The following is a 14,673-nucleotide window of genomic DNA, read 5'->3' as shown; positions in this document are numbered from 1 at the left end:
CGCCAAGTATCACTGTGTATTGCCGTGCATATGCTGTAAATAGCTGCACCAATTCAAGTGGCGGCACAGGGCCAAGCCACAGCCAGAGGGAGGATCGTTGGCCATGCAGCATATCGCAACCGAAATTATTGAGCATTTATCTCATTCCAACAGCCAGGTGGCACGAATGCTGGAGGCAAAGCGCCATGTCACGGTACGAATGGCCGAAATTGTGAAAAGCCTCCCCGATCATCAACCGAATTTTGGCGGCGTAGACGATCTGCTCGGGGAATCGCAATCGCTGTTCGGCAGCGTTATTGCTTATTTAAACAGCATGGCTGAGCTGCAAGAGACGCTGGCATCTCAGCTGTCTTATATGATAAAAGAGCTGAACCCGGGCGAGGAAGAATGACGGAGCGAAAAGGGGAGCGCATGTCATGGACCGAGAGCAAGCCTATATGCGCATGTTGGGCGCTACAGCCAATATGCAGTGGAACGTGGCACTAATTCTGGAAGCGAAAGCGGAGGAAGCGGAGAAGGCCCGCAACTGGATATGCAATCATGTTCATACGGGCACGTTTCCAGGCGACCGTACGCAGCTTAAGCAAACGCTAGTTGTACATGACCAGATGGTCGAGACGATTGAAGGCATTACTAAAATGAGCCAAGGCATCGTATCCGTGCTCAAAGCCGTATTGCAAAAGGATGGAGGGGAAGACGATTCCTCGGGATCGGATTTCCAATTTGGCGGTGGCTTCGGAGGCGGGAATTGAGAGAAATGGTGCGCCGCGAGCGAGAGGTTAAATTGGAGGTGCTGGCTTCGATTGCGCGGAGCCAGCTCGCGCTTGCCCGCATTTTGAACAGCGTGGCTGATGTAGCGGAGCTGACTCCTCAAACAGCCAAGCGAATTGGTGAAAATGTACGCCTGCTAACCAATATGCAGGAGCAGCTAGCGGAAAGCGTGACGGGTTGGCCAGTGCGCAGCTACCGGGTAAAGAAGGGCAGCCCGCCCAAGCCATGGCTCCTTAACGAGCTGCGAGAAAAGCAGGTGCGGTGGCATCCGCAAGTGAACAGGAGGAATTGGAATTGAGTATGAAAAAACGCGTGTCCGTCCGCAAACGGGCAACGAAACGCTCTGCCAGCAAAGCTGTAGCGCGCCGCCCAAAAAGCTCGCGTAAGCGCAGGGCAACAGGAAAAAGAACAGGAAGCAGCTCATCGCTGCGCCGCCGCAGGAAAGTGGTCAGACAACGCGTGATGGAGCCGGAGACCTTTAATGAGGGCTTCAACCAGACGTATAATTCCGGCTATAATGCTGGATTTGCGAAAGGTTTTGAAGATGGACATCAGCTGGCATATGAGCAAACGCCGTAACCGGTACGCACCTCGTCATGCTTTACGGAAGTATGCGAACATTATATTTAAATTAGCTCAGCCCGTTTGATGGTTTATTCCGCCATCAGCAGGTTAGAGCTTTTTTTGGATTATTGGCCTGAGGACAAGCTGTGTTCCTATCCATATATGGCAAAAATCTTGGCGGAAAAAGCAGGTTAAACGCCAATTTTTGCGATGCAGGGATAAGTGCCGCTTAGCTGGTCTGTTTTTGACATATACATATTGGAAGCGTGTTGTGCAGCGATTGAAATCGAAGCAAGGCGGTGCAGCAAATGGTAGCCAGAAAAAATAATTCCCGCAAGCAAGTACGGCAAAGTGGGTATGAAACCGGCTTTCATACCGGCTGGCGAGACGGCGCTTGCGAAGCAATAAGCGGACTGTTGCCTCCGCCGGAGCTGACGCCCGTTCCAATGCGAATGCTCTATATTCCGCAAGGATTTGAAGCCATTGACACGGGCCTCATTGAGGCGCTGCAAGCGAGTGTAACCGAGCTTCATGTCGGAAGCGCAGAACAGCTTGCTGAGCAAGCGGCAGCTATTTCCCCCGACATCGTGCTTGTGATGAACGGCCTGCATACTTTTCCAGCCAATCATCTTCAGCAGATCGGCGAGGTCAAGCAGCGCGGCATCCGCACAGCGGTATGGTTCGTAGATGATCCATATATGACAGAGAAGACGGTTATAGCAGCGCCGCATTATGATATCGTGCTGACGCATGAGCTTGGGACACTTGAGCTGTATCGCAGCATTGGCTGCACCAACGTACATTATTTGCCTTTGGCGGTGCATTCCGGCTTGTATCGGCCGCAGCGAAAGGATTCAGCTTTTGCCAGCGATGTTTGCTTTATTGGGCAAGGATTTTGGAACCGAATCGGGCTTCTTGATGCCATTAGCGAGCGGTTGCTGGCAAAGAGGCGCAAAATCTTTTTGTCCGGGGGGCTATGGGAGCGTTTAGCGGCCTATAAGCGGCTGCAGCCGTTTATTCATACCGACTGGTTGAGTGCTGAACAGACGATCCCTTATTATAACAGCGCTAAAATCGTCATTAATATTCATCGAACGACAGAGGCAGGCTCAGACAATTTTAATGCTTTACAAAGCCCGGGGCGCTCGATCAATCCGCGAACGTATGAGATTGCCGCTTGCGGCACTTTTCAACTAACGGATATTCGTGAGGACTTGCCGTATTATTACACGCCTGAACAGGAAATTGAGACTTTTCAAGATGCTGAGGAGCTCGCAGCAAAAATCGATTTTTATTTGAAAAATGAGGAAGCCCGCAGCCGGATCGCAGTTAATGGTCTGCGCCGGACGCTGAGAGACCATACATTCAGAGCACGTGCCGTGCAGTTATTACAGCTTATTATGAGGGAGGGAGAGCCGAATGGCTAAACGATCGGCTTTGCGACAAAGGCAGATTCCGCCTACTGAAGTGGAACTAGGGAGAGCTGCAGGCTACCATGCAGGCTGGGGGGACGGTTATTGGATTGGCCAATGCGAGTCGGTTATTAGCCGTATCCCCCCCATAGTAGGAGTATGGCCTGTACATGTCATGTACGTGTCCACAGGAAAGGGATTTCCTTATTCGCCGCTGGATGAAGCGGTAGCCGCTACATTATCGGGAATGGTCGCTCAGCTAACTGTCGTGAAGACGGGGGAGCCTGTAGCAGAAATCGCCGCGCAAGCTCGTCCGGATTATGTTATTGTGCTGGATGGGCTGCAGTTTGATGTAGCGCAAATTGATGCCATGCGCGCTTTGGGCATTCGTACAGCTATTTGGTTTACAGATGACCCTTATTACGCGGATATCACGACAACGCTTGCCCCGCATTATGATACCGTGTTTACGCTTGATCGAAATTGTGTAGCGCTTTATCAGGAACGCGGATGTGCCAATGTGCATTATTTGCCGTTCTGCGTCATGCCTGCCCAGTTCAGGCCGATGAACCCGCAGCGCAGCAAACGCAAGGAGATCAGCTTCATCGGCTCGGGCTATTTGAACAGAGTTCAATATTTTAACGAGGCAGCTTCCTATCTGGCTACCAAAGATACTCTCATATCGGGGATATGGTGGGATCGGCTGGAACATTTCGATAGGCTGCGATCTAAAATCAATCTAGGAGAATGGATGACTCCGCAGGATACGGCGCTTGCTTATAATGCGTCCAAAATCGTCATCAATATGCACCGGGCTCATGATGATGCTTTATTTAACAGCAACAGTCTAGGAATAACGGCGGCTTCGCCAAATCCGCGCACATTTGAAATTTCGGCTTGTGCTGTACTCCAGCTAACGGATGTGCGGGAAGATCTCGTTTCTTTCTACACACCGGGTGTGGAAATTGTGACGTATGAATCTCCGCAGGATATGGTGGAAAAGCTGGACTATTATTTGAATCATGAAAATGAGCGCAAGGAAATTGCCATTCGCGGCATGCATCGCACGCTGAGCGAGCATACTTATGCCCATAGGCTGCATGCGATGCTGTCCATTTTATTTTCATAATGAGGCTTGGGGCACGCTGTTCTAGCTGCGGCAGCTTAAATGGACCACCGCATAATAACGCCAGATTGCGTAAGTCCGCCTCCAAAACCATATAACAGCAGCAGATGACCCGGCTTCACTCTGCCGTCTTTGACGGCTGCATCCAGCGCAAGCGGAATGGAAGCGGCAGAGGTGTTGCCATAATGCTCAATGCTGGACAGCGCCTGCTGCTCTTCAAAACCGATACGCTCGCATAAAGCATCTATAATACGCTGATTGGCATTGTGCGGAACGAACCAGTCAATCGTCTGAGCGGTGTGGCCGCTGCCGTCCAGCAGCTCTTGAACGCCTGCTGCTACGCGGCTTAACGCCCAGCGATACACTTCCCGTCCATTTTGGACGAGCATGTTATTTTGTGAAAGCTCGAAGCTGCCGATGTGTGGCGCCAGGCTGCTGCGGTATACGTGATGCCCCTGCTCACCATCGGTGCTCGCATTTGAAGCGAGTATGTCGCCAGCAGGCAGTGTAGAACCAGCGGTAGACGCACTGCTTAAATCGGCTCCCATCTCCAGCGTTTCAACGAGCATGGCACCGGCACCATCGCCGAATAAAATGCAGGTCGTCCGGTCTGTATAGTCGGTAGCGCGCGAAAGGGTTTCGGTGCCAATAATTAAAATTTTGCGGCAAAGCTTGGAGAGCAATAGGCCATTGGCCATTTGCAGGGCGGACGTGAAGCCGGCGCAAGCGGCTTGCAAATCAGCATTTCCGCAGCCCTTCATGCCGAAAGAAGCCTGCACTCGTGAAGCTACACTTGGGACGAAAGCATCCGGTGTGGAAGTTGCAACGATGATGTAGTCGACATCATGAACGGTTTTGTTATATCTGTGGATTAAATCGCGAACGGCTTCAATGGCCAAATCGCTGGCATATTGCTGTTCTTGGGCTATTCGGCGCTCGCGGATGCCTGTACGTTGAAAAATCCATTCATCCGAAGTATCTACAAGCTTTTCTAAATCTGAATTGCTTAAAATGCGATCAGGTACATAAGTGCCGATAGCCGTTACTGCTGCATGGGATTGTAAGAGAGTGGAAATGGTCATGAAAAACAACTCCTTCATAATTTAGTACCAGATGCTAATACCTGATAATAAATTACTCCTCTCCATACATTTTGTCAAGTCCAATTGGTGCATAGTCTGAATCCCGATCGCCCATCCTAATAGCGGGTCATGAGGCCTGTAAACAACAACAAGGGAGGAATACGGCACATGCGTAAAACGAATTTTTTTGCTGTCTTGTCCGCAGGCGCCCTGCTTAGCGCCATGTTGACAGGCTGTGCAGCCAATCAAGGGGATTTGGGAAATAAGAACATTCGCACCAAAATGGTAAGGGAAGATGCAAATGGGAACAGAATGTTAAACGATCGTTTCGCTAACGATCATATGAATGAGAAAAATTACGTAAATGGAAAAAGCATCCGAGGCAATAATATTGTAGGTAGTCATAAAAATTATAAAATGGAAATGAGCGAAGAAATTGCGAAACGTATTGCCAATAAGCATAACGTAAAATCCGCAAACGTTTTGCTGACCGATAACAATGCCTATGTGGCGGTATCCTTTGAGGACAATCTCAAAAATGGCGATAAAAAGCTGATGAGCCGCACCAACTCCAGCTATATGGGCCGTGACGGCTCGAATTACCAACGCCGCATGAACACGATGAGCACAGGCGAAAATGCGCTGACTCAGCAAATTAAAGCCGAAATTGCCAAGGAAGTCAAAAAGGTGAAGCCAGGTGTAGACAATGTCTACGTATCGGCTAATCCCGATTTTGTCGGCCGTATGACGAGCTACATGACTGATGTTCGCAACGGTCATCCGATCCAAGGCTTCCTAGTCGAATTTAATGCAATGGCTGAGCGCTTGTTCCCGGCCAACGCTAACAAAATTGAAACGCGTGGTTACGATGGCAACATGAACTATCGCAGCATGACCGACCGTACAGACCGCGATAATTATACAAATGCCCACAGAAGCAGCCCGATGATTTACGACTAACGTTTAGTGAAAAATAAGGCATGACGCATTCAGCGTGACGCACGTAAAAGCATCTATGATAAAGCAGCCGGCGAATCAGAGCCGGCTGCTTTCGTTTGCGTTCAGCTTAATTTGTCTTTTCTGCCTCACTATTATTTGCTATAATAATGTTAATTTTTAGGAGGTGTCTACTTTGGCCCATTTCATGCGTTTACGTTAATTTGAGGTGCATATGTAATAGTCAAAATGAATGAAGGAGACTATAATCATGCAGCTTAAATGGCAAAAAACGTTCGCGATTATTTTCAGTGGACAAATCTTTTCCATACTAACGAGTTCGATGGTGCAGTTTTCGGTGATTTGGCATTTGACGCAAACGTCGGGGTCCGCTTCGGTTTTAATGATAGCGGGTTTGGCAGGATTTTTGCCACAGGCTGTTTTAGGCTCCTTTATTGGGGTGTGGCTGGACCGCTGGAACCGTAAACTGACGATGATTATAGCTGATAGTGCGATCGCCTTTTTTAGTTTGGTTTTAGGTGTTTATTTCTTTTTTGGAGAACCGAGTTTAGCGTTTGTCTATGTTATTTTAATGGTTCGTTCTGCCGCTTCTGCATTCCATGGGCCATCCTTTCAAGCGGCCATTCCATTATTGGCGCCTGTTGATCAGTTGACGCGTGTAGCGGGCTGGCAGCAGATGGTTTATTCTTTTTCGAGTATAATCGGGCCGGCGCTTGGCATTGCTGTTTATTCAGCGACCTCGCTTGGAACGGTGCTATTGCTTGATGTGGCTGGTGCGCTTATTGCAAATGTCATGTTATTGTTTGTTAAAATTCATCAGCCAAAGCCGGAGGCGACACAAGCTCCCTCTTTTATCAAAGAGTTTAAGCTAGGCTGGGATGCTTTCATTAAAGTAAAGCCCGTAATCGTGATTACGTTGGCTACCGCTATTTTCTCCACTGTGTTTATGCCTTTGGCGACCTTGTTTCCTTATATGACGTTGACTCATTTTGGGCGTGGGGGTTACAGTGCAAGCATCGTTGAAGCGATTTTTGGTATTGGCATGATTGTGGGTGGCGTGCTGCTGTCGGTAGTCGCTTCAAAATGGAAGGACATCACATATATGAGCCTGAGCTTGGCTGTGATTGGTCTGACCTGTTTGCTTAGCGGCGTGGTCAGCAAGGAGGCGTTCATACTGTTCGTCATTGTGTCGTTTTTTATGGGAGCGGCAGCGCCCTTCTTCAATGGGCCATATATGGCGATGATCCAAAGGGCATTTGACCCTTCGATGCTGGGACGTGTGATTTCTCTCGTTACAAGCGTGATGATGTTCTCTTCGCCAATCGGGCTGGCATTAGCAGGACCTGTTGTCGATAAGTATGGCGTACAGGCATGGTTTTTCTGGTCGGGGATTGTCATTATTTTGACCAGTGCTGTCCTATTTGCCTTGTTCCAGCGCATGCGGGTGGAGCAGCCTGCGGTTTTGGAGGGGTAGTAAAATAGAGTAGAGGTTGCCCTAAATGTAGGGCGACCTCTACTCCATTTTTATTCTTCTTATATTACTTTAATTGATTGCTCGGTCTAACGTTTAATTTTTGCATCACTAATGTGATACAATTTCAAGCACACAAACAGGAAATGTAAAGCAAAACTTAAACTTTTAGAAAAGGGGCTATTGATGTGAAAGGCGATTCAAGTGTCTAAAGCCGAAAGAGATGAGAGAAGTTCTAACTTGTTCATATCTACAATAAAACCATAGGCCCTCAGAATATCTAAACCAAGCAAACCTTTATGTGAATTAGGAAGCATTCCTACATCAATCTCAATATGCTCGATTTGAAGAGTATCAATCTGAATTACCCAATGGGCGATTTATATATTTTTCTTACTAGAGGGAGTATGAAAACCGGAGTCGGCCTGTTGCTCCATGCTCAGCACTTGTTCGAGGAAAATTTCATCAAACAATCCAAGGCTGGGGAATAGCAACATACGATTGTTGCTGAAATCACTGTAGCTGTGTGTGATCACAGAGCTCGGGATGATCCCTCCTTTTTTTGAGGACTGAGGTTCCGCTATTGTGGCTATTGTTAAGATTTCAGATAGTAAGCGGACATGAAATCCGCTATTGCCCTCCTTATCCTATCAAAAAGGCTTTTGTCAGCGTATTAGCGGCTCCTGAGTCCGCAACACATGCCATACCCGTGGTTTTGTTGGAATAGAGGCTGCTGTGTCCAACAATTCTATCTTTGTGCAAGGAGCAAGCACGTGGAACGATGCAAATTGATTATTGCTAAAGTAGGCAACGATGAAGGAGAAAGCGCAAGTACTGACGCTCGAGCAGCCTCGGTATTTGCGCTTTTTTTTGCATTATAAAAATTTCACAAGTCGTATTCTAAAGCTTATTGCAGGTAGTTTGCGAATTCAGGATAATGAATGTATTTCAAGCTTGAGGCGCTGCTTACGGCACCTGCAAAATGGGTTGCGAAGGTTTTTACGTCGTTTCCTGACGCTGTATACGCTTTCAATATTGGATAGCTGTATTTGGTGGCGGGATTGAAGGTCGTCACCTTACCGGCTGGAGTTGGCAGGGCATAAGGCGTCGCTACCGGCGCATTTTCACCTTTATTTGTATAGGAGCCAACATCTTTGATGGTAGCATTTGAATCAATCGTAATTTCCGTATCCCAATAACCGCTGGATTCTTTCTTGAAATTATGGAATATGTTGGAATCCGAATATACGTGTGCGCCCGAGCCGCCGATAATGGCTGCATAGCCGGCGTCATCCGTGCTTGGCAGCGTCCGCTGAATCAAATTATTTAATACATGCAGCCGGCCGTTGCCCGATTGCGGCGTTCTGCGAACGGTCGAATTAAAGTTGTTGAGCATAACTGTCGCATTATTTTTGTTCAGTGCGGTTACTGTGCCGAAAGCGACTGTCCAATAGCGGTTAGAAAGCTTGTTGTAGGATATGGTGACATAATCCGGGTCGGTGTTGGAATAAACGCTCGTATTGACCCAAATAAATTTGCCGACCTCGCCAACATCAATGCCGAGTGAGGAGGTAAAGGTGTTATGGTCAATCCATACGTTGCGGGACCCGTAGATGGCGACGGTCACAACATCTCTCCTGTTTTTGATTTCAAAGTTGATGTTTTTAATGATGACATTGTTGCTGACGCCCTCTGCCTTAAAATAGTCATCGGTGCGCAGACGCGCATCTGTCAGCCTGTTGGCTGCAAAGGATCCGATAATCGTCTTATTGGAGGCGATCCGTAAATCGTAAACCTCCGAGTTGGCATTGTCGATATTGCTGGAAATGACGATCGTCAGCGGCTTTGTATCGAGCAAGGCGGTTTTCAGCTCGGCAAGCGTATGGACGAAAACCGTTTTTCCCAGCAAGCCGCCGATCGTTCCGGTTTTATTGTACCCGTTCAAATCTTTGGCGAATCCGGCAAAGCCGACAAGTCCGTCTGAGACGAGCTTCCACTTGTGGGTAGTGCTGCCTGCATAGGTGCCTATCATCGTTTTATTTGTCGATAAATTAAGGATAAGTGCCTTCGTGCTGTCAGCTTTATTTAAGACATGATAGGAAATATAGTCGTCATTAACATCGGTATCGTTGCCAACTATTTTCCACAATTGCTCGTTTCTGTTCGAGTCTGCATAAAGCACGGCCGCTGTTCCATCTGCCAAGGACCAATTAAGCGGAGAGAGCAGCAGGCCTGTTTTTTCATTAATGAGCTTGAAGTACTCTCCGTCTGTCGTTTCAAATCGCCATCTTTCGTTGCTTTCTCCATTCGTAGGCCATACGTTCACTTCAGAATTGCTGCTGTAGCCGAGAATGTTCAAGTTCCAGCCTTTGTTGACATTTTCCAGTCTCATCGCTTGATAGGGGTAGGAGCTGGCATTAGCAGCCTCGGCCTTTGGAATAGAAGCAGTGAATGGCCATACACTCAAAATTAGAGCGAAGCAAAGGGTGATGCTGGCGAATCGAAAGGATTTGGACATTTTCAACCGTTACGCCTCCTCGTTCTGGGTTTATGGAAAACGATCTAGTCTGTAAACTAGCTGTTGTCGGTTGCCTCGCTGCAGGCTCTGTTGATTCAGAGCTTGTACCACCTCCTTATAATGAAAAGAGACTAAAGGGGCTTGGGAAAAAATGGATTTGCTGTGGTATCAGCTTTGCTTCAGAACCAAAAATAAAGACAGCATAGCGCACTATGCTGCCTCGCGAAATACCATAAATGGTAACAACCTATTAGCAAATGGCTTTTGCCAAAGCAATAAAGAAGGGAGAGCCGTGAATTAAATCTGCAGCTCCCCGAGCTTGATTAGCTCGACAACCGCTTGCGAACGACCTTTAACGTTTAATTTTTGCATCACATTAGAGATATGGTTGCGGACGGTCTTCTCGCTAATGAACAGCTGTTGCGCAATATCTCGTGTTGTTTTGTCTTGGACTAGAAGCTCGAATACCTCGCGCTCACGATGTGTCAGTAAAAACTTGCTCTTATGGTCGCTACCTTTCACCTTTTCAGTCACCCCTCCTTGCTTGGGTTTTTATGGTTTAACAAGGTTAAGGGATACAGTCAAAATATAGTATGAATGACGGGTACTAATGGTGCTGTTGGCGGAGAAATTGGGCGCAAGCGGAGAATTTTATGGTATGATAGATGAAAATTTAACCAATCGACGCCGGAGCCCCTGCTGTATATGCTCGCGGTGTTATTCAGGCATGGGAGGAACGAATGAGTAAAATCTTTTTATTTTTCTTCTTGACTTGGCTCACGGGAAATCCGTTTATTGCGATTATCGTGCTGCTGCTTATTTTGTATGCGCTGGATCGCCGATTTGTCGGCTTGACGCCTAGCTTTGTGCGTCCTTTGCGAAGATCGAGCCAGCTCAGAAAGCTGAGACGCCATGTCGATATGGCTCCCAATGATGTGTCCTCCAAACAGGAAATCGCGAGAATTTTAATCGAGAAGAAAAAATATAACGAAGCGTTAGCCTGGCTTTCTCCTATGGAGCATACGCTGGAGGATTCCGCCGAATATTGGGATGACCTTGGCCTTTGCCTGCTGCAAACGGGACAGACGGAGCGCGGCGAAGCGGCCATTAAACGGGCGCTAACTTTAAACGAGCGGGTGAAATACGGCGCGCCGTATTTGCGTTTGGCTGCGTTGTATGCAGGCAAAGATGCATCTCAGGCTATTTCATATATTGAAGCGTTTCAAAGCATTCAATCGTCCTCCTGCGAGGCTTACGAGCGCCTTGCGGGCATATACAAGACGATGGGCAAGGAGCAGGATGCGAAAAACGCAATTGAGGAAGGCTTGCGCATTTATCGAACGCTGCCCAAATATAAAAAACGCGGCGAGCGAAAATGGGCTCTTCGCTTGTGGTTCAGAAGATGGAGCAAGTAATGGCAAAGATTGCAATGCGGCGTTTAAAAAACGTTTATTGTCGTTTGCCTAAAAATCGTACATAATCTAATTAATAGCGTACACGATAGAGGAGCAATACATGCAGCGAAATATATGGTTTATGGCGATTTCAGTTATTGTGGTCATTATTTTATTGAATAACACAGCTTATTATTTTTTAACGAAAGAATCATTGGAAGATGCGTTAAATCGGGAAGTTGCCGCCGTGGCCAGGCAGATTGAGTTTTCAGTGGAGCAATCGCGGCTAGGGGCGGAGCGTTATCAGGATTTAATCGGCGACGAGCTTCGGGTCGTATCGATTGCTGCCCAATATGCCCTTGATCCCGACGTCGATAAAGTAACGAATGAGCAATTGGTGGAGCTGAGCGCGAAGCTTGGCGTCAACCACATTACGCTGCTTAAACGCGTGAAGGACGATATTTTATTATATAAATCGTCCGATAAAACGCAGCTAGGCAAAAGCACAAAATCTTGGGACCCTTGGTTTATCGTGTTTAACCAGCTGTTTGATCAGCGAAATGTGGAAATCGACTGGCTTGGCAAATCGCTGCCCAACTTTTGGAGCGGTCCATTCGAGGTGGCTTCTACCGATCCAGGCAGCATTTATAAATGGGGCTATTATTTTGACGGGACGACGAATTACATAACCGATCCTTATGTCAGCTACACGAAGCTGGCGGAATACGAGGAGCTGACAGGTGTAGATTCGTTGATTAAGAAGACGATTGCAAGCAATAAAGCGCTTCTGGAAGTTACAGTGCTTAATCCGGAGACGTTTGCGAAAGGCCCTTTTGAGACGGTTCACCCGAATGGCGATGTGCAGGAGCATATTTTGCAGCAGCCGATCTTGTACGGGAGCTATAATTATGTTGCGGACAGCGACGTAGCTAATGTGTCGAAGGCCTTCAACACGAAGCAAAATGTAACCGTCGATGAGGTAGTGGGCGGCAAGCATGTTTTCAAAATGTTCATTCCCGTCTTTACCGAGGACAAAGGACTGAATATTGTGGATGAGAACGGCGTGCCAATGGACAGCTATGTGCTGACGCTGGTGTCCGATTATCAGGTTATTCGTGACCAAATGTCTACGCAGCTGCTGAATATTGCCATCATTATTGTCCTTGTAACGGCGCTTAGCCTAGTGACGGCAGGTGTCGTGATGAACTATTACCGCCGTTCGCGTGATAATGCCGTGCAGGTCACTCAGCAAACGTACGTCGATGAAATCAATCAGATGTTTCAATCGATTCGGGCGCAGCGCCATGATTTTCTCAACCATGTGCAGACGATCCATTCGCTTGCAGAATTGAACAAGCATGAGGAGCTCATTGCGTATACGAAGGAGCTGACGGGCGAAATTCGGCAAATGAACGATATTATTAATATTGGCAATCCGGCGATTGCCGCGCTCATTCGCTCAAAAACTTCGCAGGCGGAAAGCTACCGAATTATGTTTGAGTGTACTTTTACAAGCTTCGACAAGCTGGAAATGGGCGTCAAAACGCTTGATTTGAACCGTATTCTCGGCAATCTCATTGACAATGCCTTCGATGAGACGATGAGATATCCGGAGAGCATGCGAGTGGTTGAGCTGCAAGGCTTGCAGCGAAACGGCTTTCTAGAATTTACGATTACGAATACATGCGAGGATGCTGAGAAGGTGGCGGCCATGCCGCTTTTCCAAGCGGGCTATTCCACGAAGGGTGATCAGGATCACCAAGGGCTGGGCTTGTCCATCGTGAAATCTATTGTAGACAAGTATAAAGGAACAATTGACATTTATGCCGATGGACCTGACCGTCTGACCTTTTTTATAACGATTCCTCATAAAATTTAATCGTTTTGCCCTACAGCAGCTCCTGCTTTTCTCATGAAAGCCAGGAGCTGCTTTTTTTATGGCTAAGCCGTTCTTGTGATTATTTTGAGCATAGCGAGGGAAATACTAGCATTGAAATAATAAGTGCTTGAAAATACATAGACATCTATGTATAATCGCAATATGATAAAACACAACGCATTGTCATTAGTTGCTAAAATTCGAGACAAAGCCAATAAGCTGATTGTAAGCGAGCTGGAAGCGAAGCAAATTACGGGAATAGTACCTTCGCACGGCGATATTCTCATGTTTTTATATCGGGAGAAGCAGCCGCTGTCTGTCAAGGCATTATCGGAGAAAATCCATCGCACACAGCCGACGACGACCGTGCTCATCAACAAGCTGGAGCAGCTTGGGTATGTAGAGCGGGCAAAGGACGAGAGGGACAGCCGAGTCTCACTGATCGTTTTAACCGAGAGGGGCCTAGGGCTGGAACCGATTTTTCTAGCTATTTCCCAGCAGGTCAATGACGTGATTTACGGCGGCTTAAGTGAGGAGCAGAGCTTGCAGCTAGAGCAGCTGCTGGAGCAAGTACACAGCCGGTTTTAAAAAATCCAACGATTATTTAGGAGGCATTTTTCTATGAAACATCTTATCGTATTTGCCCATCCGAACGAAGATAGCTACAACCGTGCCATTTTGGACACAGCGGTACAAAGCTTGAAAGCTGAAGGTCATGAAGTAACGGTGCGTGACTTGTATGCGCTGAAATTTCAGCCGGTGCTTACCCTGGAAGACACAGCAGCCATGCGTGCTGGCCAGACGCCTGAAGATATTTTGACAGAGCAGAAGTATGTGACTGAAGCAGATGCGATTACCTTTATTTCTCCGATTTGGTGGACGGGTCTTCCTGCTATTTTGAAAGGCTATGTTGATCGCGTATTTGCTTACGGTTACGCTTATGCGTATGGAGAAACCGGCATTGACAAGCTGCTTACCGGCAAAAAAGGCTTTATTATTAATACGCACGGCACGCCAAGTGAAATTTACGATCAAAACGGCATGACTGCCGGCATGAAAATGACTTCCGATACGGGCATTTTTGATTTTGTCGGCATAAAGTCCGTTGGACATCTGTTCTTCGGCAGCATTGGCCAAATCGGCGAAGCGGAGCTGAAAGCGAACTTGCAGCAGGTAGAACAGACGGTTAAGACGGCATTTCAGGCTTAATGAATGGTAGCGAGTATGATCTATTAGCCTCTGGCACGACTGCTAATTAAGCAGCTCGGCTAGAGGCTTTTTTTCTAGGCTCTTTCTGGCAGTGATGAGTACAGAAATGAGCAGGAACCTGCGCACCGAAAGGCAGCTTCGTGCATGGACCTTTGGTGGACACAGCGGCCGCTATTCCAGCCGAATCACAGGTTTTGGTTGAGGATGCGGACTCAGTAGACGCTAATGCGCTGCCAAACATTATTTTGAAGGGAAAATCAAGGAAATAACGGATTTCCTGTCCGCGCACG

Annotated in this window: 15 protein-coding genes; 12 read left to right on the top strand and 3 right to left on the bottom strand. The window is 47.5% G+C overall.

The annotated features are described in order from the left end of the window. The first annotated feature begins 103 nt into the window (after nucleotides 1-103). The 6 genes from ASF12_RS04900 (at nucleotide 104) to ASF12_RS04875 (ending at nucleotide 3,876) form a co-directional block, all read left to right on the top strand. The gene (locus ASF12_RS04900; protein ID WP_056030297.1) at nucleotides 104-391 is read left to right on the top strand and encodes a hypothetical protein; all 288 of its coding nucleotides are present in this window, start codon (nucleotides 104-106) and stop codon (nucleotides 389-391) included. 25 nt (nucleotides 392-416) lie between these two features. Next, on the top strand, nucleotides 417-752 hold the full coding sequence (locus ASF12_RS04895; RefSeq protein WP_056030294.1) for a hypothetical protein: 336 nt from the start codon (nucleotides 417-419) through the stop codon (nucleotides 750-752). Next, nucleotides 749-1,069 (top strand): hypothetical protein, encoded by a 321-nt coding sequence (locus ASF12_RS04890; RefSeq protein ID WP_056030292.1) that lies wholly within the window; start codon nucleotides 749-751, stop codon nucleotides 1,067-1,069. The genes ASF12_RS04895 and ASF12_RS04890 overlap by 4 nt, the downstream gene beginning before the upstream one ends. Continuing rightward, nucleotides 1,066-1,350, top strand: coding sequence for a hypothetical protein (locus ASF12_RS04885; RefSeq protein ID WP_155972781.1), 285 nt, complete (start codon nucleotides 1,066-1,068; stop codon nucleotides 1,348-1,350). Before ASF12_RS04890 ends, ASF12_RS04885 begins: the two co-directional genes overlap by 4 nt. A 293-nt stretch (nucleotides 1,351-1,643) precedes the next feature. Then, entirely contained in the window at nucleotides 1,644-2,762 is a 1,119-nt protein-coding gene (locus tag ASF12_RS04880) for a CgeB family protein (RefSeq protein WP_056030286.1), read from the top strand. Continuing rightward, nucleotides 2,755-3,876: a CgeB family protein gene (locus ASF12_RS04875; RefSeq protein WP_056030283.1), complete on the top strand. Its 1,122-nt coding sequence runs from the start codon at nucleotides 2,755-2,757 to the stop codon at nucleotides 3,874-3,876. The genes ASF12_RS04880 and ASF12_RS04875 overlap by 8 nt, the downstream gene beginning before the upstream one ends. A 35-nt stretch (nucleotides 3,877-3,911) precedes the next feature. Here the strand turns inward: ASF12_RS04875 and ASF12_RS04870 are convergent, their stop codons facing one another. Further along, nucleotides 3,912-4,955, bottom strand: coding sequence for a ketoacyl-ACP synthase III (locus ASF12_RS04870; protein ID WP_056030281.1), 1,044 nt, complete (start codon nucleotides 4,953-4,955; stop codon nucleotides 3,912-3,914). A 168-nt stretch (nucleotides 4,956-5,123) separates the two neighbouring features. Here ASF12_RS04870 and ASF12_RS04865 point away from each other — a divergent pair, with 168 nt between their 5' ends. Together ASF12_RS04865 and ASF12_RS04860 are read left to right on the top strand one after the other, a co-directional pair. Continuing rightward, the gene (locus tag ASF12_RS04865) at nucleotides 5,124-5,915 is read left to right on the top strand and encodes a YhcN/YlaJ family sporulation lipoprotein (protein WP_056030278.1); all 792 of its coding nucleotides are present in this window, start codon (nucleotides 5,124-5,126) and stop codon (nucleotides 5,913-5,915) included. A 247-nt stretch (nucleotides 5,916-6,162) separates the two neighbouring features. After that, nucleotides 6,163-7,386, top strand: a complete 1,224-nt coding sequence (locus ASF12_RS04860; protein WP_056030275.1) for an MFS transporter — start codon at nucleotides 6,163-6,165, stop codon at nucleotides 7,384-7,386. Nucleotides 7,387-8,290: 904 nt separating this feature from the next. Here ASF12_RS04860 and ASF12_RS04855 read toward each other — a convergent pair. Beyond that, nucleotides 8,291-9,901: a pectate lyase family protein gene (locus ASF12_RS04855; protein ID WP_056032829.1), complete on the bottom strand. Its 1,611-nt coding sequence runs from the start codon at nucleotides 9,899-9,901 to the stop codon at nucleotides 8,291-8,293. Between the two features lie 297 nt (nucleotides 9,902-10,198). Continuing rightward, entirely contained in the window at nucleotides 10,199-10,423 is a 225-nt protein-coding gene (locus ASF12_RS04850; RefSeq protein WP_006040330.1) for a helix-turn-helix domain-containing protein, read from the bottom strand. A 218-nt stretch (nucleotides 10,424-10,641) separates the two neighbouring features. Here ASF12_RS04850 and ASF12_RS04845 point away from each other — a divergent pair, with 218 nt between their 5' ends. The 4 genes from ASF12_RS04845 (at nucleotide 10,642) to ASF12_RS04830 (ending at nucleotide 14,383) form a co-directional block, all read left to right on the top strand. Continuing rightward, a complete protein-coding gene (locus ASF12_RS04845; RefSeq protein WP_056030272.1) occupies nucleotides 10,642-11,316 on the top strand; it encodes a tetratricopeptide repeat protein in 675 nt (224 codons plus the stop codon). 100 nt (nucleotides 11,317-11,416) lie between these two features. Then, a complete protein-coding gene (locus tag ASF12_RS04840; RefSeq protein WP_056030269.1) occupies nucleotides 11,417-13,174 on the top strand; it encodes a sensor histidine kinase in 1,758 nt (585 codons plus the stop codon). Nucleotides 13,175-13,336: 162 nt separating this feature from the next. Continuing rightward, on the top strand, nucleotides 13,337-13,762 hold the full coding sequence (locus ASF12_RS04835) for a MarR family winged helix-turn-helix transcriptional regulator (protein WP_056032827.1): 426 nt from the start codon (nucleotides 13,337-13,339) through the stop codon (nucleotides 13,760-13,762). A gap of 33 nt (nucleotides 13,763-13,795) precedes the next feature. Further along, a complete protein-coding gene (locus tag ASF12_RS04830) occupies nucleotides 13,796-14,383 on the top strand; it encodes an NAD(P)H-dependent oxidoreductase (RefSeq protein WP_056030267.1) in 588 nt (195 codons plus the stop codon). Nucleotides 14,384-14,673: the final 290 nt, after the last annotated feature.

This window comes from Paenibacillus sp. Leaf72 (assembly GCF_001422685.1).
GTDB lineage: Bacteria > Bacillota > Bacilli > Paenibacillales > Paenibacillaceae > Pristimantibacillus.
This window is presented reverse-complemented; position numbering and strand designations above follow the sequence as displayed.